28 protein-coding genes are annotated in these 25,484 nt (G+C 70.4%); 8 read left to right on the forward strand and 20 right to left on the reverse strand.

Annotated features, from left to right (window positions below; genetic code table 11):
• Positions 1 to 14: 14 nt before the first annotated feature.
• Complete coding sequence (gene ispF, locus LR394_RS00055; protein ID WP_407936963.1) at positions 15 to 497, reverse strand: 2-C-methyl-D-erythritol 2,4-cyclodiphosphate synthase; 483 nt, start codon at positions 495 to 497, stop codon at positions 15 to 17.
• Positions 498 to 597: 100 nt separating this feature from the next.
• On the opposite strand from ispF, the gene LR394_RS00060 reads away from it, so the two are divergent.
• Positions 598 to 1,341 carry an IspD/TarI family cytidylyltransferase gene (locus tag LR394_RS00060; RefSeq protein WP_231438203.1) on the forward strand — a complete coding sequence of 248 codons (744 nt, stop codon included), beginning with the start codon at positions 598 to 600 and terminating at the stop codon, positions 1,339 to 1,341.
• Between the two features lie 801 nt (positions 1,342 to 2,142).
• Here LR394_RS00060 and LR394_RS00065 read toward each other — a convergent pair.
• Together LR394_RS00065 and LR394_RS00070 are read right to left on the reverse strand one after the other, a co-directional pair.
• Positions 2,143 to 2,592, reverse strand: coding sequence for a 2-C-methyl-D-erythritol 4-phosphate cytidylyltransferase (locus tag LR394_RS00065; RefSeq protein WP_231438204.1), 450 nt, complete (start codon positions 2,590 to 2,592; stop codon positions 2,143 to 2,145).
• Between the two features lie 327 nt (positions 2,593 to 2,919).
• Positions 2,920 to 3,402 (reverse strand): CarD family transcriptional regulator, encoded by a 483-nt coding sequence (locus LR394_RS00070; protein WP_231438205.1) that lies wholly within the window; start codon positions 3,400 to 3,402, stop codon positions 2,920 to 2,922.
• A 322-nt stretch (positions 3,403 to 3,724) separates the two neighbouring features.
• On the opposite strand from LR394_RS00070, the gene LR394_RS00075 reads away from it, so the two are divergent.
• Positions 3,725 to 4,423: a hypothetical protein gene (locus LR394_RS00075; RefSeq protein ID WP_231438206.1), complete on the forward strand. Its 699-nt coding sequence runs from the start codon at positions 3,725 to 3,727 to the stop codon at positions 4,421 to 4,423.
• 67 nt (positions 4,424 to 4,490) lie between these two features.
• Here the strand turns inward: LR394_RS00075 and LR394_RS00080 are convergent, their stop codons facing one another.
• Complete coding sequence (locus tag LR394_RS00080) at positions 4,491 to 5,171, reverse strand: response regulator transcription factor (RefSeq protein ID WP_231438207.1); 681 nt, start codon at positions 5,169 to 5,171, stop codon at positions 4,491 to 4,493.
• Positions 5,168 to 6,517 carry a sensor histidine kinase gene (locus LR394_RS00085; RefSeq protein WP_407936955.1) on the reverse strand — a complete coding sequence of 450 codons (1,350 nt, stop codon included), beginning with the start codon at positions 6,515 to 6,517 and terminating at the stop codon, positions 5,168 to 5,170. Before LR394_RS00085 ends, LR394_RS00080 begins: the two co-directional genes overlap by 4 nt.
• Before the next feature lie 227 nt (positions 6,518 to 6,744).
• On the opposite strand from LR394_RS00085, the gene phoU reads away from it, so the two are divergent.
• Entirely contained in the window at positions 6,745 to 7,419 is a 675-nt protein-coding gene (phoU, locus tag LR394_RS00090; protein WP_407936964.1) for a phosphate signaling complex protein PhoU, read from the forward strand.
• Positions 7,420 to 7,488: 69 nt separating this feature from the next.
• On the opposite strand, the gene LR394_RS00095 is transcribed toward phoU, so the two are convergent.
• The 3 genes from LR394_RS00095 to mshA are packed head-to-tail and all read right to left on the reverse strand — an operon-like array spanning position 7,489 to position 10,078.
• Positions 7,489 to 8,232, reverse strand: coding sequence for a phosphoglyceromutase (locus LR394_RS00095; protein ID WP_231438210.1), 744 nt, complete (start codon positions 8,230 to 8,232; stop codon positions 7,489 to 7,491).
• Between the two features lie 31 nt (positions 8,233 to 8,263).
• Entirely contained in the window at positions 8,264 to 8,773 is a 510-nt protein-coding gene (locus tag LR394_RS00100) for a type III secretion system chaperone family protein (protein WP_231438211.1), read from the reverse strand.
• Between the two features lie 15 nt (positions 8,774 to 8,788).
• A complete protein-coding gene (gene mshA, locus LR394_RS00105) occupies positions 8,789 to 10,078 on the reverse strand; it encodes a D-inositol-3-phosphate glycosyltransferase (RefSeq protein WP_231438212.1) in 1,290 nt (429 codons plus the stop codon).
• A gap of 405 nt (positions 10,079 to 10,483) precedes the next feature.
• Between mshA and LR394_RS00110 the strand changes: the two genes are divergently transcribed.
• Complete coding sequence (locus tag LR394_RS00110) at positions 10,484 to 11,293, forward strand: polyamine aminopropyltransferase (RefSeq protein ID WP_231438213.1); 810 nt, start codon at positions 10,484 to 10,486, stop codon at positions 11,291 to 11,293.
• On the opposite strand, the gene dtd is transcribed toward LR394_RS00110, so the two are convergent.
• From dtd to LR394_RS00155, 9 genes are all read right to left on the reverse strand, one after another.
• Positions 11,271 to 11,696 carry a D-aminoacyl-tRNA deacylase gene (gene dtd, locus LR394_RS00115; RefSeq protein ID WP_231438214.1) on the reverse strand — a complete coding sequence of 142 codons (426 nt, stop codon included), beginning with the start codon at positions 11,694 to 11,696 and terminating at the stop codon, positions 11,271 to 11,273. The genes LR394_RS00110 and dtd overlap by 23 nt on opposite strands.
• A gap of 173 nt (positions 11,697 to 11,869) precedes the next feature.
• Positions 11,870 to 12,433: an RsiG family protein gene (locus LR394_RS00120; RefSeq protein ID WP_231438215.1), complete on the reverse strand. Its 564-nt coding sequence runs from the start codon at positions 12,431 to 12,433 to the stop codon at positions 11,870 to 11,872.
• A 178-nt stretch (positions 12,434 to 12,611) separates the two neighbouring features.
• A complete protein-coding gene (locus LR394_RS00125; RefSeq protein WP_231438216.1) occupies positions 12,612 to 12,929 on the reverse strand; it encodes a DUF2516 family protein in 318 nt (105 codons plus the stop codon).
• Between the two features lie 225 nt (positions 12,930 to 13,154).
• Positions 13,155 to 13,841 (reverse strand): hypothetical protein, encoded by a 687-nt coding sequence (locus LR394_RS00130; RefSeq protein ID WP_231438217.1) that lies wholly within the window; start codon positions 13,839 to 13,841, stop codon positions 13,155 to 13,157.
• 76 nt (positions 13,842 to 13,917) lie between these two features.
• Positions 13,918 to 14,559 (reverse strand): helix-turn-helix domain-containing protein, encoded by a 642-nt coding sequence (locus LR394_RS00135; protein ID WP_231438218.1) that lies wholly within the window; start codon positions 14,557 to 14,559, stop codon positions 13,918 to 13,920.
• A gap of 78 nt (positions 14,560 to 14,637) precedes the next feature.
• Positions 14,638 to 15,456 (reverse strand): BKACE family enzyme, encoded by an 819-nt coding sequence (locus LR394_RS00140; RefSeq protein ID WP_231438219.1) that lies wholly within the window; start codon positions 15,454 to 15,456, stop codon positions 14,638 to 14,640.
• Between the two features lie 67 nt (positions 15,457 to 15,523).
• A complete protein-coding gene (gene ygfZ, locus LR394_RS00145) occupies positions 15,524 to 16,609 on the reverse strand; it encodes a CAF17-like 4Fe-4S cluster assembly/insertion protein YgfZ (RefSeq protein ID WP_269328499.1) in 1,086 nt (361 codons plus the stop codon).
• Between the two features lie 20 nt (positions 16,610 to 16,629).
• Positions 16,630 to 17,082 carry a Fur family transcriptional regulator gene (locus tag LR394_RS00150; RefSeq protein WP_269328458.1) on the reverse strand — a complete coding sequence of 151 codons (453 nt, stop codon included), beginning with the start codon at positions 17,080 to 17,082 and terminating at the stop codon, positions 16,630 to 16,632.
• Between the two features lie 5 nt (positions 17,083 to 17,087).
• Positions 17,088 to 17,624, reverse strand: a complete 537-nt coding sequence (locus LR394_RS00155; RefSeq protein ID WP_231438222.1) for an FABP family protein — start codon at positions 17,622 to 17,624, stop codon at positions 17,088 to 17,090.
• A 41-nt stretch (positions 17,625 to 17,665) separates the two neighbouring features.
• Between LR394_RS00155 and LR394_RS00160 the strand changes: the two genes are divergently transcribed.
• Positions 17,666 to 18,028 carry a DsrE family protein gene (locus LR394_RS00160; RefSeq protein WP_231438223.1) on the forward strand — a complete coding sequence of 121 codons (363 nt, stop codon included), beginning with the start codon at positions 17,666 to 17,668 and terminating at the stop codon, positions 18,026 to 18,028.
• Between the two features lie 17 nt (positions 18,029 to 18,045).
• Here the strand turns inward: LR394_RS00160 and LR394_RS00165 are convergent, their stop codons facing one another.
• Positions 18,046 to 18,798: a hypothetical protein gene (locus LR394_RS00165; protein ID WP_231438224.1), complete on the reverse strand. Its 753-nt coding sequence runs from the start codon at positions 18,796 to 18,798 to the stop codon at positions 18,046 to 18,048.
• 348 nt (positions 18,799 to 19,146) lie between these two features.
• Between LR394_RS00165 and LR394_RS00170 the strand changes: the two genes are divergently transcribed.
• A complete protein-coding gene (locus LR394_RS00170) occupies positions 19,147 to 19,863 on the forward strand; it encodes a winged helix-turn-helix transcriptional regulator (protein ID WP_231438225.1) in 717 nt (238 codons plus the stop codon).
• 40 nt (positions 19,864 to 19,903) lie between these two features.
• Positions 19,904 to 20,842 carry a mycothiol synthase gene (gene mshD, locus LR394_RS00175; RefSeq protein ID WP_269328459.1) on the forward strand — a complete coding sequence of 313 codons (939 nt, stop codon included), beginning with the start codon at positions 19,904 to 19,906 and terminating at the stop codon, positions 20,840 to 20,842.
• 892 nt (positions 20,843 to 21,734) lie between these two features.
• Here mshD and LR394_RS00180 read toward each other — a convergent pair.
• Positions 21,735 to 22,622, reverse strand: coding sequence for a DUF4573 domain-containing protein (locus tag LR394_RS00180; RefSeq protein WP_231438227.1), 888 nt, complete (start codon positions 22,620 to 22,622; stop codon positions 21,735 to 21,737).
• 63 nt (positions 22,623 to 22,685) lie between these two features.
• Entirely contained in the window at positions 22,686 to 22,856 is a 171-nt protein-coding gene (locus tag LR394_RS00185; RefSeq protein ID WP_231438228.1) for a hypothetical protein, read from the reverse strand.
• Between the two features lie 391 nt (positions 22,857 to 23,247).
• Between LR394_RS00185 and LR394_RS00190 the strand changes: the two genes are divergently transcribed.
• Positions 23,248 to 25,470: an RNA degradosome polyphosphate kinase gene (locus LR394_RS00190; RefSeq protein WP_407936965.1), complete on the forward strand. Its 2,223-nt coding sequence runs from the start codon at positions 23,248 to 23,250 to the stop codon at positions 25,468 to 25,470.
• Positions 25,471 to 25,484: the final 14 nt, after the last annotated feature.

The raw sequence follows: 25,484 nt of genomic DNA on the forward strand, positions 1-25,484 counted from the left end.
AGGTTACCGGGCTCTCAACCCCGCGGGACGACCAGTGCGGTTGCGATCGCCGCAACCCCTTCCCCACGCCCGGTCAGACCCAGGCCGTCGGTGGTCGTCGCCGAGACCGTGACCGGTGCCCCGCAGGCCTGGGAGAGCACCGCCTGGGCCTCCTGACGCCGCGGGCCGAGTTTGGGCCGGTTGCCCACCACCTGGATCGCCACGTTGCCGATCAGCCACCCGGCCTCGCCCAGCCGGCGCGCGGTCTCGGCCAGCAAAGTGGTTCCCGCCGCCCCGGCCCACTCCGGCTGTGACGTACCGAACTGCGAGCCCAGATCGCCCAGCCCGGCCGCGGACAGCAGCGCGTCGCAGGCGGCGTGGGCGGCCACGTCGGCGTCCGAGTGCCCGTCCAAAGCCCTTTCCCCAGGCCATTCCAGCCCGGCCAGCCACAGCACTCGCGGCGACTCCGGCGGCGCATAACCGTGTACGTCCACGCCCAGACCGGTACGCGGCAGCACCGCTGCAGGGGCGTTCGGCCCCGGTCCCGGGGGGCCGAACCGGTCGTTGGCTGAAGGTTCACTCACGGGCGCAAGTGTGGACCATCTAGAATCGAGAACCGTGACCGAGCCCGTAACCACCCTTCCCGCCGGGTCTGAGTGCCCCCCTGGCGCCGCGGCATTCGTGGTGCTGGCCGGAGGCAGTGGTACCCGGGTGGGCGCCGGCCAGAACAAGGTCTACCTGCCGCTCGGTGGCCGCCCGGTCGTCTCCTGGGCACTGTCCTGGGCCGATGCGGTGGCCGAGGTCGGCCGCGTGATCCTGGTGATCCGCCCGCAGGACGAGGCCCAGGCCAAGGAAGCAGTGGCCGCGGCCGGCATCCGGCTCCCCGTCGAGATCATCCACGGCGGCGTCACCCGTCACGCCTCCGAGCAGAACGCGCTCGACCACCTGTCCTGGCCGATCTGCGCAGGCTCGCTCCAGGTGGTGGCCATCCACGACGGCGCTCGCCCCCTGGCCGGCCCCGATCTGCTGCGCACCGTCATCCAGGCCGCCGCGGTCAACGGTGGCGCCGTACCTACGCTGCCCGAGACCGACGCCTGGGCAGTCGACGAGGCCGGTCGCCTGAGCCCTCCCCCGGCCGGCGAAACGCTGCACCGCGTCCAGACGCCCCAGGCCTTCCGCGCTACCCCGCTGCTCGAGGCCTACGCCCAGGCCCTGCGCGACGGCACCGAGGGCACCGACACCTCCGCCGCCATGGAGGGCCGTCCTGGCGTCCGCGTGGTGGCCGTGCCCGGCAGCCACGAGAACCTCAAGGTCACCTTCGCCGAGGACATGAGCCGCGCCGAATCGCTCCTGCCGCGCTGACTTTTAACTAGAGACGGGGTGCGCACCTCCCGCGCTCCCCTCACCCGTCGTGCGGTCCCCGACGTAGACGGGTCCACTTCGACTGGGCTGATCGGGCAGACAAAGCACGCTATGACGTCGCTTTGTCTGCCCGATCAGCGTTGCTCCGAGGTGGCAAGCGTGGGCCTCGCACTTGGCTGATCGTCGGCAGCGACGCTCTGGGCGCTTGCTCGTCCGCGCACGGGCCGCGCTACTGATTCGACTCGGTCAGGTCCGCCGCCGCTAGCCGTACCTCGATTATGTGTACACACGGGCCCTCATGTACCGGATGCACACACTTCGGCACTCCTCGGCCGGGCGCCTGGGACTGTAGCGGCCGATGCGGCCACAAGCCGGCGGGAAGGAGACGCGGCCGGCAGCGATGGGGCGGCGGCAGACAGTCGAGCGATGCGACAGCGGTGCTCAAAGGTGCCCTCGCACGCCGTGGGCGCAGAGGCGTGAGACGAGTGAACAGCCAGCATGGGTGGGCAGGCAGTCGGCTTGGGCGGCCATCTGGACCGCGCCTACCAACTGTTCATCCGCCCGCCCGGCCGCCTGCCCAACTGATCTTCTGCCCTCGTTGGCGCCTAGTCGTCTCACCGCCTGAGTGACTGGCTGCCGTTGGGGAGCGTTCTGGGAGTCGCAGCCGTAACGAGGAAGTGCCCGATGGTCACCTGGCGAGCCGTCGGAACGCCCATGTAGCGGTGTTCTGCGTGGCCGTTCCAACGGCGCGGTCCAGGCCCCCCGGGTGCCCAGCAGTAGGCACGACGCCTGAAAAGCGGCCTAGGCGCCCTTGGTCACCACGGTCGCGCCGACGGCGACCAGGGACGCGAGGATCTCGCCGGCGGTGCTGGCCTGGGGTTGCCGTTCCACAGCGGCGCGCAGCAGCCCGAGGCGGGTGGCGATCGGGGCGGTGACGAAGCGGTGGTTCTCGCGGTCGGCCGTACCGGCGAGGGCGCCGCCTGCTCCTACTCGCTTCAGGGTGTCGGTGACCGGGCGCACGCTGGTGACTACCAGTCCGCCCGCCGCATCACCCGCGTCTACCGTTTCCAGGGTCTGTAGCAGCGCTGTGACCTGGGCGGACTGGTCGGAGGCGGGGTCCAGCAGCACAGCCGGGGCGTCGTCGGGCTGGGGGCAGGCGGCCAGGTCGCGCAGGGTGTGCACGGCCGTCGCGCCGGAAAGATCGTCGGGAATCCGGCCGGTTTGGATCACTGCGACAAATGCCGTGGGCATCGGACGGGCACCTCTGCGGGAAGGGGGAAAATTCTGCGGGCGATGATCTTCGAAATCACGGCGGAGGGGATTCGGTGGGAGTTTCGGCGGTTATTCACCCGGACGGGTCCACGATCTTCCCGATCCGAATGCCGGATCAATTCGCAGCGCACCTTACCGGATCGTGAAATGGGCAAAACAAATCCGGCGCTCTCGTCGAAGACCGGATCCGGTTCCACGCAGAACCAAGGAGATCCGATTTCGGCGAGGACGCCGGATTCAATGCCTTACCAAGATCTGCCGGGCCGGCCGGCCCGTCGGCCGCCGGAGTGCAGCGGCCTAGGTGTTTCAGGAGGCGAGGACCTCGTTGAGCAGGGCCTCGGCCTTGTCCTCGTTGGTGTGCTCGGCCAGCGCCAGTTCCGACACCAGGATCTGCCGCGCCTTGGCCAGCATGCGCTTCTCACCTGCGGAAAGGCCACGATCCTGGTCTCGGCGCCAGAGGTCGCGGACGACCTCGGCGACCCGGACGACGTCGCCCGAGGCGAGCTTCTCCAGGTTGGCCTTGTACCGCCGGGACCAGTTGGTGGGCTCTTCGGCGTAGGGGGCGCGCAGCACCTCGAACACCCGGTCGAGGCCTTCCTGGCCCACGACGTCCCGGACACCGACGAGGTCGACATTCATCGCCGGCACCTCGATGGTCAGATCTCCCTGAGCAACCTTCAGGACGAGGTACTGACGCTCCTCGCCTTTAATCGTGCGGGTCTTGATCTCCTCGATGAGCGCCGCCCCGTGATGGGGGTAAACGACAGTCTCGCCGACCGTGAAAGCCATGTGTAAGTATCCCCTTTCCCAACTACAGACTACCACGTCCAGCCAGGCAGGGACCAGAGGAACTTCAGTATTTTCGCAGGTCAGAGGCATAGCAATGATACGACAGGAGGAAAGGAAGCAACACAGCGTGGTTTCGTCCGATCACTCTGAGTTGCCTTCGCGGGTCTCCGCACGGGTCAGGACCACCGGTCGGCGGGCTCCGGGCCGGGCCCGCTCCGGCCGAAGAAGTATCCGGACGCCGGTTGGCGTGGGGTGCCTCAGACGGCTCACCGGCGCCCGATAGGCTTCGACCGCACTTACGAATCCGCAGGAGGCCAGCGCCGTGAAGCGCACCCGTGTTGTCGCCGCCAAGACCGCCCTTGCCGCCGGCGTCGTCGCCCTCGGCCTGACCGGCTGCTCGGTGACCAACCCAGCCGTGATCAAGGACCCGTACCCGGCGTCCGACGGCATCGACGCCGATCTTCCCGGCACCCAGGTGCTGCTGCGCAACCTGATCGTGATCGGTGCTGAGCAGGGCGCCGAGGCCGAACTGATCGGCTCCGTGATCAACAACGGCACCGAGGACGCCCGGGTGAGCATCCAGGCCGCCGTCGGGGAGACCGGCCAGCCCAGCCAGACCACCGTGGCCGTGGCCGCCGGCCAGGCCGTGCAGTTCGGACCGGGCAGCAACCAGACCCCGGTCTCGATCAGCGCGCTGGCCGTGCCCCCGGGCAACATCACCGGCCTGACCGCCTCCACCTCCAGCGGGGGCCGCATCGACCTCAATGTTCCGGTGCTGCCGCCCGAGGGCGACTACGCCTCGGTCACGCCGGCCGCCAGCCCGACCGGCAGCGCAGGCGCCACCGAGGACGCCACCGCCGGCCAGGGCGAGACGGCCACCGAGGACGAGGCGGCCACCGGCGACGAGACGGCCACCGAGGAGGCCGGCGAGGAGTCCACGCCGACGTCCACCAACAACAGCAAGCGCAAGCAGAACCAGTCTGAGGACGAGACTGCGGCCGAGGAAGAGTCGGCCAACTAGGACCACAACACAGTAGAGGGCGGCTTCCCCACCGGGGAAGCCGCCCTCTACGTCGTTTGCGTCGTTCTCAGGCCTCGAACTTGTAGCCCAGGCCGCGCACCGTCACCAGGTAGCGGGGGCTGGCCGGGTCGGGCTCCAGCTTGCCGCGCAGGCGCTTGACGTGGACGTCGAGGGTCTTGGTGTCACCCACGTAGTCCGAGCCCCAGACCCGGTCGATCAGCTGCATCCGGGTGAGCACCCGCCCGGCGTTGCGCAGCAGCAGCTCCAGCAGCTCGAACTCCTTCAGCGGCATCGGCACGGCGTCGCCGTTGACCGTGACCACGTGCCGCTCCACGTCCATCCGGACCGGGCCGGCCTCGACCGTGGCGCCCTCGACCGCTTCCGGCTCGGTGCCCCGGCGCAGCACCGCGCGGATCCGGGCGACCAGCTCGCGGGAGGAGTACGGCTTGGTGACGTAGTCGTCGGCGCCCAGCTCCAGGCCGACCACCTTGTCGATCTCGCTGTCCTTGGCGGTCAGCATGATCACCGGCACCTTGCTGCGGGTGCGCAGCTGGCGGCAGACCTCGGTGCCGGGCAGGTCGGGAAGCATCAGGTCGAGCAGGACCAGGTCGGCGCCGTTGCGGTCGAACTCGTCCAGGGCCGCCGGCCCGTCGCCGGCGACCGCGACCTCGTAGCCCTCTCGGCGCAGCAGATAGGACAGCGGGTCGCTGATCGACTCCTCGTCCTCCACCACCAGGATGCGGGTCACGGGGTTGCTCCTTTCAGCTCGGACCCCGCGTCCTGCGGGAGTCCTGTGTCAGCAGGCCCGGTAGCCGGGCCGTGCGGCTCGGCGGCCCCAGGGGCGGCCGAGCCGGGTGGTGCGGTCGGGGGCGAGGCCGGCGGCAGTTCGCCGGTCCTCGGGTGGGTCGGGTTCTCGACCCAGGTCTCGGCCGCCGCGTGCTCGGCGTGCGAACCGGCCGGCTGCACCGACTCGGGCAGGCGCAGGGTGAAGGTGGAGCCCTGGCCCTGGCGGCTCCAGAGCATCACCTCGCCGCCGTGGTTGGCGGCCACGTGCTTGACGATGCTCAGGCCCAGGCCGGTGCCCCCGGTGACCCGGGAACGGGCCGGGTCGACCCGGTAGAAGCGCTCGAAGATCCGGTCCTGGTCGGCCCCGGAGATGCCGATCCCCTGGTCGCTGACCACGATCTCGACGATCCCGCCGACCCGGCGCACCCCGACCCCGACCCGGGTGTTCTCGGGCGAGTAGGAGATCGCGTTGTCGACCAGGTTGCGGATGGCGGTGACCAGCAGGTTGTGGTCGCCGTAGACCACCGCACCGTGGTCGCCGCCGACCACCACCTCGATGTTCTTCGCCCGGGAGGCCATGGCGCAGCGGTCCACCGCGTCGGAGACCGCGTCGTCGATCCCGACCGGCTCGGGCGGGTGCAGGGCGTCGGCCACCTGCAGCCGGGACAGGTCGATGATCTCCTGCACCAGCTTGGTCAGCCGGACCGACTCCCGCTGCATCTGGCCGGAGAAGTGGCGCACCGCGTCGGCGTCGTCGGCGGCGTCGGCCACCGCCTCGGCCAGCAGGCTGAGCGCACCGATCGGGGTCTTCAGCTCGTGACTGACGTTGGCCACGAAGTCGCGCCGGACCTCGTCCACCCGTTTGGCCTCGGTCCGGTCCTCGACCAGGACCAGGACCAGGTCGGGCCGCAACGGGGCGACCCGGGCGTAGACGATCAGCCGACCCCGGCCGAGCGGGCCCCGGGGCAGCTCCAGCTCACGCTCGCGGACCAGGCCCAGGGTGCCGGCCTCGGCGGCCATCTCGCGCAGCTCGGCGTGCACCAGCTCACGGCCGCGGACCAGGCCGAAGGCGTGCGCGGCGGGGCTGGACTTGATCAGCCGGCCGTCGGTGCCGAGCACGACCGAGGCGGAGGCCAGCACGTTCAGCACGTCGGCGGCGCCCTCGGGCAGCGGGCCGGCCAGGACGGGGGTGGTGAGCGGCTGGGGGGCCCGGCGACCGCGCCCGGCCGCACTCAGCACACCGAGGACCAACCCGACGACCAGGCCGATCCCGATGGCGATGGCAAAGGCCAGGGGCGTGCTCACCATGTCAGCGTAAGCTGCCTCCCGGGCAGTTATGCGCCGGAGGGTACTCACCGGGCCAACCCTTCGGCGCGTGTTCACCTTCAGATCGGCATCTATTCATGGGTCACTGCGACGGTGGGCCACGATTCGCCGTTGATCAGTCACTTGCGGTGAAGAAGTATGCCGTTCGAGGTGAAGTCAGCCCGGCCCGATACAGGCCTCAGCCCCCAGGAGTGACCGTGAGCGGCGGAATCCGCGAGCAATTCGAGATCGACCTGCAGTCGATCGACGACCAGCTGGTCGAGATGACCCGTCTGGTCGGATCGGCCATGGCCCGTTCCACCACCGCCCTGCTCGACGCCGACCTTCCCCTGGCCGAGAGTGTGATCGCGGCCGACGAGCAGGTCGACGCGCTGCACCACGACCTGGAGGAGCGGGCGCTGGTGCTGATCGCCCGCCAGTCCCCGGTCGCCACCGACCTGCGCACCCTGATCGCCGCGCTGCGGATGAGCGCCGACCTGGAGCGGATGGGCGACCTGGCCCGGCACGTGTCCAAGCTGGCCCGGCTGCGCTACCCGAACTCGGCGGTGCCGGCCGAGCTGCGCTCGTACATCGTCGAGATGGGGCACATCGCCGAGCGGCTGGTGCTCAAGACCGGCACGATCATCGCCAACCGGGATCTGAAGGCGGCCGAGGAACTCGAGGCCGACGACGACGAGATGGACCGGATCCATCGCGAGATGTTCGCCAAGCTGCTCGCCCCGGACTGGAAGCACGGGGTGGAGACGGCGGTCGACATCACCCTGCTGAGCCGGTACTACGAGCGCTACGGCGACCACGCCGTGGGGGTCTGCCGCCGGGTGGTCTTCCTGGTCACCGGCGACCACGCGGCCGCCCACGGTGAGCCGGTGAGCGACCAGCTCTGAAAGCCCCAAACAAGGGACGGTGTGGTCACCAGCGCTGGTGACCACACCGTCCGTTGTTTGTAGGAAGACTCAGCGGCCCTGGTTGGCGACCGCTGCCACCGCGGCCGCGGCAGCGTCCGGGTCGAGGTACTTGCCGCCCTTGACGACCGGCTTGAACTCGTCGTCGAGCTCGTAGACCAGCGGGATGCCGGTCGGGATGTTCAGCCCGGCGATGTCGTCGTCGGAGATCCCGTCCAGGTGCTTGACCAGGGCGCGGATCGAGTTGCCGTGCGCGGCCAGGAGAACCGTCTTACCGGCCACCAGGTCGGGCTTCACGTCGCTCTCCCAGTACGGGAGCATCCGGGCCACGACGTCCTGCAGGCACTCGGTGGCCGGCATGTCGTCGCCCAGGTCCGCGTAGCGCGCGTCGCCGGCCTGGGAGAACTCGTTCTTCTCCTCGATCGGCGGCGGGGGCGTGGCGTAGGAGCGACGCCAGAGCATGAACTGCTCCTCGCCGAACTCGGCCAGCGTCTGCTTCTTGTCCTTGCCCTGCAGAGCGCCGTAGTGACGCTCGTTCAGCCGCCAGTTGCGCTTGACCGGGATCCAGTGCCGGTTCGCCGCGTCCAGCGCCAGGTGGGCCGTGGTGATCGCGCGGCGCAGCAGCGACGTGTGCACCACGTCGGGCAGCACGCCGGCGTCGACGAGCAGCTGCCCGCCCTTCGCGGCCTCCTCGCGGCCCTTCTCCGAGAGGGCCACGTCGACCCAGCCGGTGAAGAGGTTCTTCGCGTTCCATTCGCTCTCGCCGTGGCGGAGCAGCACGAGGGTGTACGCCATACCTCGCAGACTAGTGGACTCTTGTTCCTGGTCACCCGGCCCGTTCGTCATCCAGGAGGTGACGAAAGGCCTCCAGGTTGCGGGTGGACTCGCCACGATCGGTACGCCACGCCCATTCCCGGCGCATCGAGCTGAGAAATCCGAGCGCGAGCAGCTCGTTGAACGAGCCGTCGGAGGCGGACAGCACCGCGCCCAGCAGGTCGTCGATGGTGTCGGTGTTCACACCGGCCAGCGGCATCCGGCCGGTGAGGTAGACGTCGCCGAGCGAGTCCAGGGCGAAGGCGATGCCCGGCAGGCGGGTGTTGCGCTGCAGGAGCCAGCGGTAGAACGCCTCGTGGTTCTCGTCCGGGCGGCGCACCACGAACGCGGAGACGCTGAGCGCGCGGTCGGTGACCAGGATCGAGACCCCGGTACGGAGTTTCGCCTCCCCTGGCAGTTCGACCACGTACTCGCCGGCCCGGGTTCCCGGTACCGACTCGACCCCTGCCTCGGCGAGCCAACTACGGACGGCGAGTTCCGCGTCCTTACGTTCTTGCTTCAAAGCCCCTACCCCTGATCAGCCTGCGGCAACCACCAATTTGGGACGTGCGTGAGCGGCACAGGCGGCCGCGTACGTCTCGAGGGTGGCATCTACGGTGTGGTCCCAGCTGAACATGTTCGCGTGCCGCACCGCCGCCCGGCTCATCCGCGCCCGTACGTGCGGCGCGCGCAACAGGTCGTCCAGTGCCTGGGCCCAGGTGCTCGGCTCGTGCCCGGTGACCAGGAGCCCGGTACGACCGTCGCGCACCGCCGTGGCCAGGCCGCCCACCCGTGCCGCGATCACCGGGGTACCGCAGGCCTGAGCCTCTACTGCGACCAGCCCGAAGGACTCGCTGTAGGACGGCACCGCCACCAGATCGGCGGCGCGGTACCAGTCGGCCAGCACCGGGCGCTCGACCGGCGGGTGGAACTGCACCAGGTCGCCGATACCCTCCTCCACCGCCAGCTTCTGCAGCTCCTCCGGCCGTTCCAGCCCGGACCCGCTGGGCCCGCCCAGCACGGCCACGACCAGGTTCTCCCGTCGGCCGGGGTTCTGGCGGATCAGCTCGGCGACCGCCCGGAGCAGAACATCCGGGGCCTTCAGCGGCTGGATCCGGCCGACGAACAGAATGATCTCGGCGTCCTGGGACAACCCCAGCCGCTGCCTCGCCCCCGCTTTCTCGTCCGGAGTGAAGGTGTCGAGGTCTACCCCCGGCGGGATCACCGTGACCAGCTCCGGGTCGGCGTCGTACAGGCCGATCAGGTCGCGCGCCTCCAGGTCGGTGTTCGCGATCAGCCGGTCGGCCGCGGCCACCACCTGTTCCTCGCCGATCACCCGGCCGGCCGGCTCGGGCTTGTCGTCCGCCGCCAGCGACAGATTCTTCACCTTGGCCATGGTGTGCATGGTGTGCAGCAGGGGCACGTTCCAGCGCTCCGCGGCCAGGTAACCGACCTGCCCGGAGAGCCAGTAGTGCGAGTGGATCAGGTCGTACCAGCCGGCCGCCAGGCGAGCCTCGGTGCGCAGCACGCCGGCGCTGAAGGCACACAGCTGACCGGGCAGATCGTGCTTGGACAGACCGTCGTAGGGGCCGGCGACGATGTTGCGGACCAGGACGCCGGGCAGCATCTCGGTCACCGGGGGCAGGTCTCCGGCCGTGGCCCGGGTGAAGATCTCCACCTCGGTGCCGGCGCGGGCCAGCCGCTTGGCGGTCTCCACCACGTACACGTTGAGACCCCCGGCATCACCGGTGCCCGGCTGCTCCAGCGGCGAGGTGTGCACGGAGACCATCGCGACTCGTCCGGGCGTTCCGTCCGGCCTCAGCCCCATGCGTCCTCCTTGCTCGGTTCCGGCAGGGTCCTGAAAAACCCCCGAAAGAAGCTAACTCACCGACCCAGGCCGCTCTTCCCGACTTTGGCCGGGGTGATCGTCACCACGCGGTCACGTCGACGTACGGTCCTGTCACGCTGCCCGGCCCGGCCTGGGTTCACGCCCGTCTCTGGCGCCTCGCCCGGTGTCACAACTGGCGGCGGTAAGTCGCGGTTGGCGGCGGGGTTCAGGCGTGGGTTCACGCCCAGCCCGGGCAGCCTCGCCCGATGTCGCAGTTGGCGGCCGTAAGTCGCAGAAAAGGGGGCTTGCAGCGCTGCAATTTGCTACCAGCGGCCGCCAACTGCGACAACCAGCCGCCAGGTGCGACAACCAGCAGCGCGGGAACGGCTGGCTAGGCTGCAGCCCGTGACTCCGCCCCGCCGCGGTGCCGTGCAGGGCACCATCACCCGGGGCACGACCAACCCCAATCGTCTGCGCAGGGTCGACCGCTGGCTCGCCGGGCCGGCCGCCGCCCGGCTGCGGCAGGCGGCCGATCCGCTGGTGGTGGACCTGGGGTACGGGGCCAGCCCGATCACGGCGGTGGAGCTGCATCATCGGCTGAGCGTGGTCCGGGCCGACGTCGAGGTGGTCGGCATCGAGATCGACCCGGCCCGGGTGGCGGTGGCCAAGCCCCTGGAGAAGCCGGGTCTGAGCTTTCGGGTGGGCGGGTTCGAGCTGCCGCTGGACGGACGTCGGCCGGTGATCGTCCGGGCGTTCAACGTGCTTCGGCAGTACGCGGAGGACGAGGTACCCCCGGCCTGGCAGTTGGTGCAACAGCGGCTGGCCCCGCAGGGGTTGCTGGTCGACGGCACGTGCGACGAGATCGGCCGGCGCTCGACGTGGGTGGCGGTCGGCGCGCAAGAAGGGCCGGTCAGCCTGAGCATCTCGCTGCGGCTGGGCGGGATGGACAAGCCCTCAGACGTGGCGGAGCGACTGCCGAAGGCCCTGATCCACCGCAACGTGCCTGGTGAGCGGGTGCACGACTACCTGAACGCGCTCGATGCGGCCTGGGCCCGGAACTCGCCGCTGAGCTCGTTCGGGGCTCGGCAGCGCTGGCTGGCCACGGTGGCGGCGCTGAAGCAGGAGGGCTGGCCGGTGCTGGACACCTCGGCCCGCTGGCGGCTGGGCGAGATCACCGTGGCCTGGGAGAGCGTCAGGCCTCGAGCAGGATCGTGACCGGCCCGTCGTTGACCAGCTCGACCTGCATGTTCGCGCCGAACCGGCCGGTCTCGACCTTCAGCCCGTGACCGCGCACCGCCTCGGCGAGCGCCTCCATCAGCGGTTCGGCCACCGGGCCGGGGGCGGCCTGGTTCCAGGACGGGCGACGGCCCTTGGCGGTATCCGCGTAGAGGGTGAACTGGCTGATCAGCAGCACTCCGGCGGCGACGTCGACCGCGGCCTTCTCGTCGTGCAGGATGCGCAGGGTCGCGATCTTCTTGGCGATCGTGGCGACCTGATCCGGCCCGTCGGTGTGGGTGATCCCGACCAGCACGACCAGGCCGGGCCCGTCGAGCGCGCCGACCACCTCGCCGTCCACGCTGACCCGGCCGGAGGACGCTCGCTGCACCACTGCTCTCACGGCGCCCGATCCTAGGGCCTGTCCTGTGGATCAGGGCCGTAGCGAGGAGGTGCCCCGGGGGCCCCGCACTAGGCAAAGATCCACAGGACAGGCCCTACGTGCCAAGCCAACCAACTAGGGACGGGGACCTCACCTTTCAAAGGTGAGGTCCCCGTCCCTAGGTGTAGGGCTTTTCAGAAGCGGTCGGCCAGGCTCACCTGATCGAGCTGGTAGCGCCGGGCCACCTCGGCGGTCAGGGTGTCGACCACCTGCTGCACCTGCTTGCGCGAGCGAGAGACCTTGCTCTCGATCCCGACCAGCTTCTCGATCGCCGCGCTCAGCTCGGCGTCGGGCATGTCCAGGTCGGAGACGCCCACGTCGGAGACTGCACGCTCGGCCTCGCGGCGGTGTTCGCCGACCCGGCTCGGGGTGGCCGCCATGTGCCGGCCCAGCCCCCGGTCGGTGCGCTTCTCGGCGCCGAGAATGCGCTTGAGCGTCTCGGCGATCGCCTCGTCGGTGCGGTTGCCGAAGACCGGCTGGTCGGAGCCCTCGCCGCTGCGCCGGTTCTGCTCGGCGCGCAGCAGGTCGATCCGGCCCTGCAGCAGCCGGCGAGCGTAGGAGAGGTCGACCTCTTCCTGGTCGGCCTCGGCGCGGCGCACCCGGATCTCCTCGAGATCCAGGACGTCGATGCCCTCCAGATAACCGGGAGCGAGCACCCGGTCGATCCGGCGGCGCCCTCCGGGCATGTACTCGGCCATCGGCCCTCCCTGTCCCGCCGGCATTCAGCGGCGCTGCTCAGGCACCATCTGCGTGGATGCGCACCGCCGGGCGAGCGCGGTGACTACTGCGAGCCTAGCGGCTCGATGATGCCTTTGCGTGACCACGCGACCGCGTTCCGCAACGAGTCGCGCTTTCAGGTCGCGCTGTCAGAGAGCCTTACCAGCGGCCGTAGGGCCCGCTGTTGCCGCCGCCGGTGATCGACTTGATCGCCGGGCGCACGTCGGCCAGGTAGACACCGGCGGCCACGAAGGCGATCAGGTTGAACACGTTGAACGGGTAGCCGACGAAGATCACGCCGATCGCCGTGGCGACACCGAGGATGGCCAGCCAGATCGGCTTGGTCAGCTTGCCCGCCGCGGTGAAGGCGTCGGTGCGCTGCCGCAACGCGTCGACCAGGGCGAAGGCCATCACGCCGAGAGCCAGGACGCCGATGGTCAGCGACAGCAGGTTCTGAAAACTACCCAGCGCGCTCATACGTCTACCTTAGGGCCTCGAGGTTGCCCCCGGTCCCCCCGGAGGATGGTCTGAGATGACAACGATTGGGACGCGAGTAGGTTCCCCTGTCGCCCTGGCCAGGCACAAGAGGCGGTTCAGGATCAGGGCCACCGGGCGGACGCGGCTTCGCCCGCCCGGCCCAGCTCCTCGTGACCAGCCCCTCGTGACCAGGCGAACCGGGCAGCCTGATCACGAGCCGGGTCGCTACTCGCCGACCTTCTTGGCCGCCGACCGGGCCGCCCGGGTACCGGCCGCGGTGGTCTTGCGGGCGCTGGTGCGGGTGCCCTTGGCCGCGGTCTTGGTGGCGGCGGCATTCTTGCGGGCCGTAGTAGCGGTCTTGCGGGCCGAGGTACGGGTGCGGGCGACTGCCTGATCGGTGGGCTCGCCGGGAACCTGGTTACCCCCGTCGCCGACCTCCACCGCCTTCTGCACGGCTTCCTGGTCGAGCCGGAGCTCCTCTTCGGCGGCCTTGCCGGCCTCGGCGCGGCCCAGGGAAAGGGTGCCGCGGATCGCCGAGGCAGTGTCGTCGGCGGCCCGGCGGGCGACCGTGACAGCGGCCTTGCCCTTGTTCAGGGTGTTGCCGGCCTGGCTGACGAAGGCCTGACTGTCGGGCTGGGTGTAGACCCGGTCGAACAGGTCCTTGCCGCGGCGGGCCAGCTCCTCGTAGGCGGCCTCGGCCTGGCTGCGCAGCGTCTTCGGGTCGAACTCGCCGATCCGCTTCTCCACACCGGCCAGCCGGGCCTCGATGTCGGACTGGAAACGCTGCTGCACCTGCGAGGCCCCGGCCGCGGCGGCGCGCACCTGCTGCACGGCCAGGTCGGTGGCGCCGACCACCGCGAACAGCGGGGTGGTGGGCAGTGAGGGACGCTTTTCCTGATCGGTGGTGGTCATCGTGTCCTCCTGATGCGGGCCGGTTCGTTCGTGCTTCCTGGCGAACCCCCGGCGGCGCTGCCGGACGGCTGGAATGTCAGTCGGTGCTCTGGTCCTCGGTCCGGACCTGGCGTAGCGACGCCGAACGCTGGCCGCCGACCCGCTTACGGGCGTTGCGCCGGGCTGCCCCCGGGCGCCCGGTGCCGGCCGGGTGCGCATCCACCGACTCGGCCTGCGCCGCCGGTGAAGCCGACGCGGTTGACGACTCGGTGCTGCGCCGGCGGGACTTGAGGCCGTTCTTGGCCTTGCTCTTGGCGATCAGCGGGACCACGGTGCCCTCCACCGCGGCGGCCACGGCATCGGCCTGGGCCTCGCTGTCCGCGTCGTCGCGGGCGTTCTCGGCGCGGAAGGTGGAGTAGATGTCGAGCAGGACCCGCTTCTGCCGGGCGGTCAGGCGCACGTCGCTCTGGATCGCCACCTCGACCTCGACCCCGACCGACTCCTCCAGCAGGCCGGCCCGCTGGAACAGCGCCTCGGCGGAGATCTGCAGGCCCTTGGCGATCTGGGTGAGCACTTCGGCCGAGGGTTTGCGCAGCCCCCGCTCGATCTGGCTGAGGTAGGGATTGCTCACCCCGGCGACGTTGGCGAGCTGGCGCAGCGACAGCTTCGCGTTCTCGCGCTGCTCCTTGACGTACGCCCCGAGGTCGGTCACCCGGTCGGGCACTTTGAGGGTTGCCACCCGCCCACTGTGCTTGCTCCAGTTAGCACTTTGCAAGCTGCCGTAGGTCCTGTTCCGGCGAGTTCCCGATGAGTCAGGTCACAGGCCGATGAGTTCCCGGGCCTGGGCCGGGCTCATTGCCGGGCGCTGCAGATGGTTGGCCAGCGCGGCGGCGCGGGCCACCAGCTCGGCGTTCGCGGTGGCTGGCCGGCGCGGGGCGAAGAACAGGTTGTCCTCCAGGCCGACCCGCACGTGGCCGCCCATCGCCAGGCTGGCGGCGAGGATCGGCAGATGGCCGCGCCCGATCCCGGTGGCGGACCAGGAGGTGACCGCCTCGGGCAGCGCCTGCACGGCGTTGACCAGGGCCGGGACGGTTGCCGGGAGGCCGCCGGGCACGCCCAGAACCAGGTCGGCGTGGACCTTTCCGCCGGCGGGCAGGCCGTATTTGTCCAGCAGGCGTTCCAGGGTGGCCACGTGCCCGAGGTCGAACAGCTCGAACTCCGGCACCACCTTCTCGAACTGGGTGCGGCGGTACAGCTCGGTGATGAACGGCCAGGGGTTGCTGAACACGTCGTCCCCGAAATTGACCGTGCCGCAGGTCAGTGAGCAGGAGTCGGGCGCGGCGTCGAGCACCGCCAGCCGGGCGTCCAGCGGATCGTGCACGCTGCCGCCGGTGGACAGCTGCACGATCAGCCCGGTGTTCTCCCGCAGCGCGGCAACGGTCTCGCGCAGTCGGCCCAGGTCCAGCGTGGGGCGGTGTTCGTCGTCCCGGATGTGCACATGGATCATCGCCGCGCCCGCCGACTCGCAGGCCTTGGCCTCGGCCACCAGTTCGGTCAGGGTGGTCGGCAGCTGTGGCCAGCTCGCCTTGTCGACCTCGGCGCCGGTGGGAGCGACGGTGATCAGCGTCCGGCTCATCCCGCCATCGTGACTGGTGGCCGGAGAATCGGCCACCGACACCCGTCCTCTGCTGGAAAGTTTGCGGCTAACTCTGCGGAAGGCGACGCATTTTGGGGACGTCCGCGGCCGGGCCCGCAGCCGCGTCCACCACGATCTCCTGCGCCGCCTCGACCCCTCCGGCCAGCAACTGCACATCCACCGGGGTGGAACGCTTGAGCACGGCCAGAGCGATCGGGCCGAGTTCGTGGTGGCGGGCGGCGGTGGTGACCCGGCCGACCTCACGCGAGCCGTTCAGCACCGGGGCGCCGGACTCGGGCAGCTCGCTCATCGAGCCGTCCAGGTGCAGCATCACCAGCCGGCGGGGCGGGCGACCGAGGTTGTGCACCCGGGCGATGGTCTCCTGCCCGCGGTAGCAGCCCTTGTTCAGGTGGACGGCGGTGCGCAGCCAGTCGAGCTCGTGCGGGATGGTGCGGTGGTCGGTCTCGAACCCCTGCCGCGGACGCCAGGCGGCCACCCGCAGCGCGTCCACCGCCCAGGTGCCCGCCGCGTCGTCGAACTCGCCCTCGGCCACCCGCTTCTCGAACTCCGCGCGCGGGATCAGCACCTCGCGCCAGGCCCACCGCGGATGCCCGGCCACCTCGATCTCGGCCGCCGTGTAGAGCGCGCCGCCGCTGGCCACCTCGGGCCACGGGTCGCGCCAGGCCAGCCCTTCCTCGGCCGAGCCCTCGCGGTCGGCCGGCTCACCGATCACTGCCCACTCGGCGCTCACGTCGGTGACCTCGACCCGCAGCATGAACTGCATCTTCTTGAGGAACGCAGTCAACTGCGGGGCGCCGCCCGGCTCCAGCGTGATCCAGGTGGCGGTGCCGTCGTCCACCAGGTGCAGGTCGTGCTCGACGTGCCCGTTCGGGGTGAGCAGCAGCGCCTCGGTGGAGGTGTACGGGGCCAGGCCGGACAGGTGCTGCGTGGTCATCGAGTGCAGCCAGGTGAGCCGGTCCGGGCCCTCGATCCGGACCACCCCGCGGTTGGACAGGTCGGCCTTGGCGGTACCGGCCTCCAGCCGCCGCTGCTCCGCCACCGGGTTGCCGAAGTGCCAGGCCAGGCCCTCGTCGATGCCTTCGGCGGGGACCGCGCCCGGGCGCTGCAGCAGGGGGCTGCGGTATTCGCTCATGCTGGTCTGCAGCGGTTCGCTCACGGTTGTTGTTCCCCTCGGGCCAGGCAGTCGGCGCACCGGCCGTGCAGCGAGAGGTGGGCCAGGTCGGTGTCGAAACCGGACCGGGCGCGCACCGCCTCGGCCAGCGGCCGGGCCAGCTCCAGGTCGGCCTCGGTGATCGCTCCGCAGTCCCGGCAGACCAGGTGCAGATGATTGACGTGGTCGGCGACCTGGTAGGTCGGCGAACCGTGGGTCAGATGGGTGTGGCTGACCACGCCGATCTTCTCCATCAGCTCCAGGGCCCGGTAGACCGTGGAGAGGTTGACCGCGCCGGCCTCGGAGCCCGACTGCTGGACGAAGTCGCAGACCTGCTCCGGGGTGGCGTGGCCGAGTTCGGTGACCGCCCGGAGCACGGAGCGGCGCTGCGGAGTGGCCCGTAGGCCACGCTCGCGCAGGGCCGCGTCCAGTGCTTCGGCGCTCACCTGCCCCATCCGGCTCAGACCCGCTTGAGCCGGGCCGAGGCGTGCGACTGCAGCGGGTGCCCCTCGGCGGCCATGTCCAGGGCCCAGAGCAGGTCGGACTCCACCAGGCCGTACAGCCGGGTGGCGGCCGTGTACTCCTTGGCCGTGACCGTGCGGGCGACCAGGTCGGTCTGCAGGTCGATCCGAGGGCCCTTGGCCCGGCCCAGGTAGATCTCCGAGATGCCGGTCGGGTGCACGATCAGCACCTCGAGGTCGGTGGAGGGGGTGTTGTCCTCCGGCTCGTCCTCGGCGTCGGCCGGCGGGGGCACCGGGCGCCAGAAGCCGCTCTCGGTGGCCAGCGGCTCGACCTGGTTGCCCTCGTCGTCCAGCCGCCACATCCGCGAGGTGTAGGTCAGGAAGGGCCGGCCGTCGTGGGAGAACTCGATCTCCTGGCCGAACTGCGCCTCGTCCATGGTCGGGTAGCCGATCACGCCCGCACCCTCCCAGCGGCCGATCAGCCAGGCCACAGGGGCGAGCGCGGGGGGCAGGTCGATGTCTAGTTGGAACGCCACGACACGATCGTATGCGCTCGCCGGACGGTAGCGTCCCGGGCATGGCCGACTCGCTCGTCATCGAGGTCACCGTCGGGGCGGACGCTCCGGAACGCTGCAACCAGGCCTTCACCGTGGCGGCCGCCGCCTGCGCCGGTGGGGTGCCGGTCGAGGTGTGGCTGAGCGGTGAGGCCGCCTGGCTGGGTCTGCCCGGGCGGGCCGGCGAACTCACCCTCGATCACACCACCCCGCTGAGCGAGCTGCTCGAGATCGTGCTGGAGGTGGGCCGGGTCCGGGTGTGCACGCAGGCGGCCACCCGGCGCGGGATCTCGCTGGACGACCTGATCGAGCCGATCACCATCGGCGGGGCGGCCAGCTACGTGGAGCGGATCCTGCGGGACGGTACCCAGGTCGTCGTGTACTGAGGCCTCAGTAGACGACGTCAGCCGATGCCGATGCGCAGGATGGCGTAGGCCGCGGTCCCGGCGGCGGCGACCGGGGCGGCCGCCCGGGCCAGGGTGGCCGGTTGCAGGCCGGCCGAGGCACCTTCCGCATCCACCAGCCGATCCACCGCGATGCCGACGCCCGAGACCGCGAGCCCGACCGCGGCCGCAGTACCCAGCGGCACCTCGCCCACCACCACGGCCGCGACCACCGAGGCGACCAGGCCGGCGCCCATCCCCACCCAGGTGAGCATCGAGGCGGCGAGCGGAAGGGTCAGGACCAGGCGGCCCACCGCGGTCCCGGCCGCTGCCACCACCACCGCAGCCGATCCGGCCTGGGTGTCGCCGACCAGGATCCAGCCGGCCGCCAGCACGGCCACGAACTGGCCGGCCAGGGTGCCGGTGACGGACTCGACCAGGTTGTGCCGGCCGTCGCGGCGGAACAGCTCGTGGGCGAAGGTGCTGAGCACTGCCCCGGCCATCACCCCGGAGAACACCGACAGCGGCTGGTCCACGTCGACCTCGGGCGAGATCGCCACGACGCCGGCCACCAACCCGGTTACTCCGAGTACCAGAACGAGTACGGTGGTGCCGGCCCGGTGCGGCAGCCGCAGCAGCTCGCCCCAGCCGATCGCCAGGCCCAGAACCGTCAGGCCGGCAGCGGCCGCGAGCACCGTTCCTCCGGCGTAACCGGCCACGGCGAGGACGGCGGCGGCCACGAGGGCCAGGCCGGCGGGAAGCGGGGCGGTCACGCCCGCATCCTGACAGATCCCCGGCCAGAGCCCGCCTCCGAGCGCCTCTTCTGCCCGCCCGAGCAGGGCGAAGATGCCGTGAGAGTCACATCTCACCCCTCTTGGCGGGACCCGGCCGAACCGGATTCACTGCAGACACCGCCCGGAAACGTCCCGGTGAGGCCGCGTTCACGTTCGGATTCGGGCGCACGTCGCTGAACTGTGACGTTGCGTGGTGACAAATTCCGGATGACCCCTGTGACAACAACGCCTCGTCACATACCCTGAGCGGGTTGCACTCCGCAAAGACGCGGCAACACGGGGGCTCGCCACCTGCACGGTCGGTCGGACGACGCGGAGGTTCAACAGATGGCATCACTCCTTCTCCTGACGAATGCCCTGGCCCCGTCCGCAGAAGTACTTCCCGCGCTCGGCCTGCTGCCGCACCAGATCCGGGTGCTGCCCGCCGAGGCCGCTGTCCTGGTCGACGCGCCCCCCGCCGATGCCGTGATCGTGGACGGCCGCCGTGACCTGGCCGGCGCTCGCTCGCTGTGCCGCCTCCTGCGCACCACCGGCCTGTCCTCCCCGCTGCTGCTCGTGCTCACCGAGGGCGGGATGGCCGCGGTGGTGGCCGACTGGGGCGCCGACGACGTGCTGCTCGACTCCGCCGGCCCGGCCGAGGTCGAGGCCCGGTTGCGGCTGGCTGCCGGTCGCAGTCGCCTGGCCGAGGCGCAGCAGTCCGAGGAGACGCCGGAGATCCGGGCCGGCGACCTGATCGTGGACGAGGTCACCTACAGCGCCCGGGTCCGTGGGCGCGCGCTCGACCTCACCTACAAGGAGTTCGAGCTGCTGAAGTTCCTGGCCCAGCACCCGGGCCGGGTCTTCACCCGCGCCCAGCTGCTGCAGGAGGTCTGGGGCTACGACTACTTCGGCGGTACCCGCACGGTGGACGTGCACGTGCGGCGGCTACGGGCCAAGCTCGGCCCGGAGCACGACGCGCTGATCGGCACGGTCCGCAACGTCGGTTACCGGTTCGTCCCGCCCGGCCGCGAGCGGGTCGGGGTCGAGGAGACCGTCGACGCCTGAGCGGCCTGATCGCCCGGGTGCTGTCTCAGGGCCAGCGCCTATGCTGCGAACGGTGACCTCCCGCGTGAAGATCGACGTCCTCGACCAGCTTTCCGAGACCGACGCCCAGGCGGTGCACGCCGTGCTGGATGCGGCCACCGCCGCCGACGCCGTCGCCCCGGTCTCCGAGCAGGTGCTGCTGGCGATGGGCGCAGCCGTCCCGGGCGGGCGGCATCTGGTGGTGCGCGAGGAGTCCGGCGCGGTGATCGGGTACGCCCACACCGAGGATGCAGAGCCCGAGGAGCAGAGGACGGTTGTCGGCGCCGAAGCGGTGATCGCACCGGAACATCGGGGTCAGGGCATCGGACGCGAACTGCTCGAGAAGATCACCGAGGGCAGCACGCTGGCCCGGATCTGGTCGCACGGAGACCACCCCGCGGCCCGTGCGCTCGGCGCCCAGCTGGGTTACCGGGTGGTGCGGGAACTGCTGCAGCTGCGCCGGCCGACCAACGGGCTCGACGGTCTGCCCGACCCGGTCCTGCCCGAGGGCGTGCAGCTGCGCACCTTCCGGCCCGGCGCGGACGACGCGGCCTGGCTGCGGGTGAACTCCCGGGCCTTCAGCTGGCACCCGGAGCAGGGCCGGATGACCCAGGCCGACCTGGACGCCCGCAAGGCCGAGCCCTGGTTCGACCCGGCCGGGTTCTTCCTGGCCGAGGCCGACGGCGAGGTGATCGGCTTCCACTGGACCAAGGTGCATCCCGAAGGGCACGGCGAGGTCTACGTGGTGGGCGTGGATCCGGACCGGCACGGCGGCGGGCTGGGCACCGCGCTGACCCTGGCCGGGCTGCGGCACCTGGCCGGGCTGGGGCTGCCGGCGGTGACGCTGTACGTCGAGGCCGACAACGCGGCGGCGCTGAAGGTTTACCACCGGCTCGGATTCGGGCAGTTCGCCATCGACGTGGTGCACGAGGGCCCCTACCCGGCGAGCGCCCAGCACTGAAGTTACCGGCCCGCAACGCCGAATCAAGGCAGGCGGGTGGACTTTCGCTCAGCACCACCGTTTCATCGCACCACCTGACCAGTACCGGCGGCCGTTCGCCAGCAAACTGGCCGAGACCGGGACACCGAGCGCGAGACCAGGACAGTGAGAGCATGGCGGACATGACCAGCTCGGCGGGCCCTTCCTCCTCACCGGCGGCCACCCGGAAGACCAGCGCGGCCAGTTCGCGCACCCGGAAATCCGCCTCGTCCCCCTCGTCCACCTCGTCCCCGGCCACCGCAAGCACCCGTGACAAACCAGAATTGGAGACGCGTGCGGTCGCCGACGCCGGGTCCGAGGGCTCGGGTGTTTCGGTGGACTCGGGTGTTTCGGTGGACTCAGGCGCTTCGGCGGATCTGAGTTCCCAGGTACCGGCCGGCGGCTCGGAGCCGGAGCGAGCTCCGGTCAAGCGGGTGGCTGCGGCCAAGGGTGACCGTAAGGCGACGGCCACGGTGTCCACCGGGTCGGGCAAGACGTCGGGGAAGGCTTCTGGAAAGGCTTCCGGCAAGAAGGACGCCAAGAAGTCCGACGCGGGTGCGGCGTCGGCCGGACCAGGTGGACGAGATGGTCAGGCCAGTCAGAGCCGGGCCGGTCAGAACCGGGCTGGTCGGAACGCCGACCTGGCGAGCTCGGCCGAGGCCACCCTGCGCAAGCCGGTGACGGCCAAGGATGCTGCGGCTCCCGAGAAGGGAGCCGGCAAGAGCACGGGCACGAGGGCTGCTTCGGCGGTCCGGGCGAACGCGGCGGCCGGTGCTCCGGTGCAGAAGGCTGCGGCACCGCGAAAAGCTGCGGTGAAGAAGGTTGCCGGACCAGGCACCGCGACGAAGAAGACTGCGACTTCAGGCGCTGCCGGTCAACGGGCAGCCACCGGTCCCGCGGCGAAGAAGGCCGCGGTGAAGAAGGCGACTGCCTCGAGCCCCGCGGTCAAGGGTTCAGCCTCAGGTCCCGCGGTCAAGGGTTCAGCCTCACGCCCTGCGGTCAAGGGCTCAGCCTCACGTCCCGCGATCAAAGGCTCAGCCTCACGCCCTGCGGCCAAGGATTCAGCCTCACGCCCTGCGGTCAAAGGCTCAGCCTCACGTCCCGCGATCAAAGGCTCAACCTCACGCCCTGCGGTCAAAGGCTCAGCCTCACGCCCTGCGGTCAAGGATTCAGCCTCACGCCCTGCGGTCAAAGGCTCAGCCTCACGTCCCACGGTCAAAGGTCCGGCCTCACGTCCTGCGATCAAGGGTTCGGCCTCGAGTCCCGCTGTGAAGCGCGCGGCGAGTGCTCCGGTGAAGCGGGCGACCGGCGCTGCGGCGAAACCGGTCACGGGCACGCCGGTGAAACGGGCGGCGGCCAAGAAGGCCGCGTCGGCTCGCGGGGGTGCTGTGGGCGGTCCGGCGTCGGTCGAGACGTCGGCGACCGAGAGCAGTCGGGCGGACAGCGGCCAGGCTGAGAACAACTCGGTTGGAATCGGTCTGGTTGAGATCGGCTCCGTCGAGAACAGCTCAGTCGGGAATGGCTCGGTTGAGAACGGCTCGGTCGAGAACACCTCAGTCAGGAACGGCTCCGTCGAGAACAGCTCGGTCGCGAACGGCTCCGTCGAGAACACCTCAGTCGCGAACGGCTCCGTCGAGAACATCTCAGTCGCGAACGGCTCCGTCGGGAATGGCTCCGTCGGGAACAGCTCGGTTGAGGACAGCTCCGCCGGAAACAACTCGGTCGAGAACGGCCCGGTCGAGGACAGCTCCGCCGGAAACAACTCAGTCGGGAACGGTCTGGTCGAGAACGGTCTGGTCGAGAACGGCTCCGTCGCGGGCAGCAGTCAGCCGCGCAAGGCCACACCGTCCCGAGCCACACCGATCAAGACCGCACAGTCCGGGACCACCCCGGTCAAGGCCTCCCCCACGAAGACCGCCACCACAAACACGGCCACCACGAGCACCGCGGCCAAGAAGACAGCACCGGCCGGCCGCCCCACCGCGAAGAAGGCCACGGCCAAAAAGGCTCTGCCAGTGAAGAAGTCTCCGCCGGCAAAGAAGGCTCTACCGGCGAAGAAAGCTCTGCCGGTGAAGAAGACACCCCTGGCCAGGAAGAGTCTCGCGGCGCAGGAACCACTCCCGACAGAGGAAACCCTGCCGCCGCAGAGCGCTCTCCCGACCGAGGGGGCCGACTCGACCGCGGCGACCCTTCACGGCGAAACGGACGCTGCGGGAAAGATTTACACCAGCGACGAGACCGCACCACCGACTCCGAGGTTCGCCGGAACCAACGTGACCGGCGAGCTTTCCGGGCCGCAAACGTCCATAATTGTTGATCTTCCCGATGCTCTGGTGACCCCCGACGAACCCATCGCCCCCGCCGAGGTGGTGGCCAGTAAGGACGACGTGACTCCCCCAGATCTCACCGCCACCGCCGAACAGAACCGCTCCGCCTCGGCGAACGCCCTGGTGGCGGCCGCGCAGGACACCCAGGACCGGCTGGCCTCACTGATCCGCGAGGCCGACCAGCCGCAGGTGCGCCGCTTCCTGGACCGCGAGCTGAGCTGGCTGGCGTTCAACGAGCGGGTGCTGGAACTCGCCCAGGACCCGGACCTGCCGCTGCTCGAACGAGCCCGTTTCCTGGCCATTTTCGCCAGCAACCTGGACGAGTTCTTCATGGTCCGGGTGGCCGGGCTGAAGCGCCGGATCGCCACCGGGCTGGCCGTGCGCGCGGCCAGCGGGCTGGAGCCTCGCGACCTGCTGGGCCGGATCCGCACCCGGGCGCACGAGCTGCAGGCCATGCACGCCAAGGTGTTCGCCGCCGAGATCGCCCCGGCGCTGGCCGAGGCCAACATCACCATCGTGCGCTGGGAACAGCTGGCCGAGCCCGAACAGGCCCGGCTGCACACGTTCTTCCGCGAGCAGGTGTTCCCGGTACTGACCCCGCTGGCGGTCGACCCGGCCCACCCGTTCCCCTACATCTCCGGGCTCTCGCTGAACCTGGCCGTGGTGCTGCGCAACCCGGTCAGCGAGAAGGAGATGTTCGCCCGGGTAAAGGTGCCGCAGCTGCTGCCGCGCCTGGTCAACGTGGACGCCGACTCCGAGCCGAACGGTGAGGAGTTCCCGCGGGCCCGGTTCGTGCCGCTGGAAGACATCATCGCCTCGCACCTGGACCAGCTGTTCCCGGGCATGGAGGTGCTGGAGCACCACACCTTCCGGGTGACCCGCCAGGAGGATCTCGAGGTCGAGGAGGACGACGTCGAGAACCTGCTCAAGGCGCTGGAGAAGGAGCTGCTGCGGCGCAAGTTCGGCCCGCCGGTCCGGCTCGAGGTGGCCGAGGACATCGGACCTCACATGCGTGACCTGCTGGTGCGCGAGATGGGGGTCAGCGAGTCCGAGGTGTTCCCGCTGCCGGAGCCGCTGGACCTGCGCGGGCTGAACCTGGTCGCCGACCTGGACCGCCCCGAACTGCGCTACCCCAAGTACGTGGCCGCCACCCCGCGCCAGCTCTCCGAGGTCGAGAGCTCCAAGCCGACCAACATCTTCGACGCGATCAAGCGCCGCGACGTGCTGCTGCACCACCCGTACGACTCGTTCTCCACCACCGTGCAGGCGTTCCTGGAACAGGCCGCCGACGACCCGGGGGTGCTGGCGATCAAGCAGACGCTGTACCGCACCTCGGGTGACTCGCCGATCGTGGACGCGCTGATCGACGCGGCCCAGGCGGGCAAGCAGGTGCTGGCCGTGGTCGAGATCAAGGCCCGGTTCGACGAGGAGGCCAACATCTCCTGGGCGCGCAAGCTGGAGCGCGCCGGGGTGCACGTGGTCTACGGGATCGTCGGGCTGAAGACGCACGCCAAGCTCAGCCTGGTGGTCCGGCAGGAGTCCGACGGCCTGCACCGTTACTGCCACGTGGGCACGGGCAACTACAACCCGAAGACCGCCCGGCTGTACGAGGACCTGGGCATGCTGACCTGTGATCCGCAGGTCGGCGAGGACCTCAGCCGGCTGTTCAACCAGCTCTCCGGCTACGCCCCGAAGACCGCCTACCGGCGGCTGCTGGTGGCACCGCGCTCGCTGCGCACCGGTCTGGTCGACCGGATCGAGCGGGAGATCGCCAACCACGAGGCCGGGCGCCCGGCCGGGGTGAAGGTCAAGGTCAACTCGATCGTCGACGAGGTGATCATCGACGCGCTCTACCGGGCCTCGCAGGCCGGGGTGGACGTGGACGTGGTGGTCCGGGGCATCTGCGCGATCCGGCCGGGGGTTCCCGGGCTGAGCGAGAACATCCGGGTGCGCAGCATCCTGGGCCGGTTCCTGGAGCACTCCCGGGTGTTCTGGTTCGCCGGCGGCGGGGAGCCGGTGGTCTACATCGGCAGCGCGGACATGATGCACCGCAACCTGGATCGCCGGGTCGAGGCGATGCTGCGGCTGCGCGACCCGCGCGACATCGCCGAGCTGGACGAGCTGCTCATCCTCTCGATGGACCCGGGGACGGCCTCCTGGCACCTGGACGCCGAGGGCGTGTGGACCCGGCATCACCACGACGCCGAGGGCAAGCCGCTGCGCGACCTGCAGTCGTACATCATCGCCAGCCGTCCGCCCAAGCGTTCCGGGCGCCGCCGCTGAGGTCACGTCAAGGG

Source organism: Kineosporia babensis (assembly GCF_021129305.1).
In the GTDB taxonomy this organism is placed as follows: domain Bacteria; phylum Actinomycetota; class Actinomycetes; order Actinomycetales; family Kineosporiaceae; genus Kineosporia; species Kineosporia babensis.

Excerpts from the sequence above, each read along its gene's own strand:
- LR394_RS00120 (WP_231438215.1), bottom strand. The coding sequence starts at position 12,433 with ATGGCCGAGTACATGCCCGGAGGGCGCCGCCGGATCGACCGGGTGCTC.
- LR394_RS00140 (WP_231438219.1), bottom strand. The coding sequence starts at position 15,456 with ATGAGCCGGACGCTGATCACCGTCGCTCCCACCGGCGCCGAGGTCGAC.
- ygfZ (WP_269328499.1), bottom strand. The coding sequence starts at position 16,609 with ATGAGCGAATACCGCAGCCCCCTGCTGCAGCGCCCGGGCGCGGTCCCC.
- LR394_RS00095 (WP_231438210.1), bottom strand. The coding sequence starts at position 8,232 with ATGGCGTACACCCTCGTGCTGCTCCGCCACGGCGAGAGCGAATGGAAC.
- mshD (WP_269328459.1), top strand. The coding sequence starts at position 19,904 with ATGCTGCGAACGGTGACCTCCCGCGTGAAGATCGACGTCCTCGACCAG.
- LR394_RS00160 (WP_231438223.1), top strand. The coding sequence starts at position 17,666 with ATGGCCGACTCGCTCGTCATCGAGGTCACCGTCGGGGCGGACGCTCCG.
- LR394_RS00150 (WP_269328458.1), bottom strand. The coding sequence starts at position 17,082 with ATGGGGCAGGTGAGCGCCGAAGCACTGGACGCGGCCCTGCGCGAGCGT.
- LR394_RS00065 (WP_231438204.1), bottom strand. The coding sequence starts at position 2,592 with ATGCCCACGGCATTTGTCGCAGTGATCCAAACCGGCCGGATTCCCGAC.
- mshA (WP_231438212.1), bottom strand. The coding sequence starts at position 10,078 with ATGGGGCTGAGGCCGGACGGAACGCCCGGACGAGTCGCGATGGTCTCC.
- LR394_RS00070 (WP_231438205.1), bottom strand. The coding sequence starts at position 3,402 with ATGGCTTTCACGGTCGGCGAGACTGTCGTTTACCCCCATCACGGGGCG.
- LR394_RS00170 (WP_231438225.1), top strand. The coding sequence starts at position 19,147 with ATGGCATCACTCCTTCTCCTGACGAATGCCCTGGCCCCGTCCGCAGAA.
- LR394_RS00125 (WP_231438216.1), bottom strand. The coding sequence starts at position 12,929 with ATGAGCGCGCTGGGTAGTTTTCAGAACCTGCTGTCGCTGACCATCGGC.
- LR394_RS00085 (WP_407936955.1), bottom strand. The coding sequence starts at position 6,517 with ATGGTGAGCACGCCCCTGGCCTTTGCCATCGCCATCGGGATCGGCCTG.
- LR394_RS00130 (WP_231438217.1), bottom strand. The coding sequence starts at position 13,841 with ATGACCACCACCGATCAGGAAAAGCGTCCCTCACTGCCCACCACCCCG.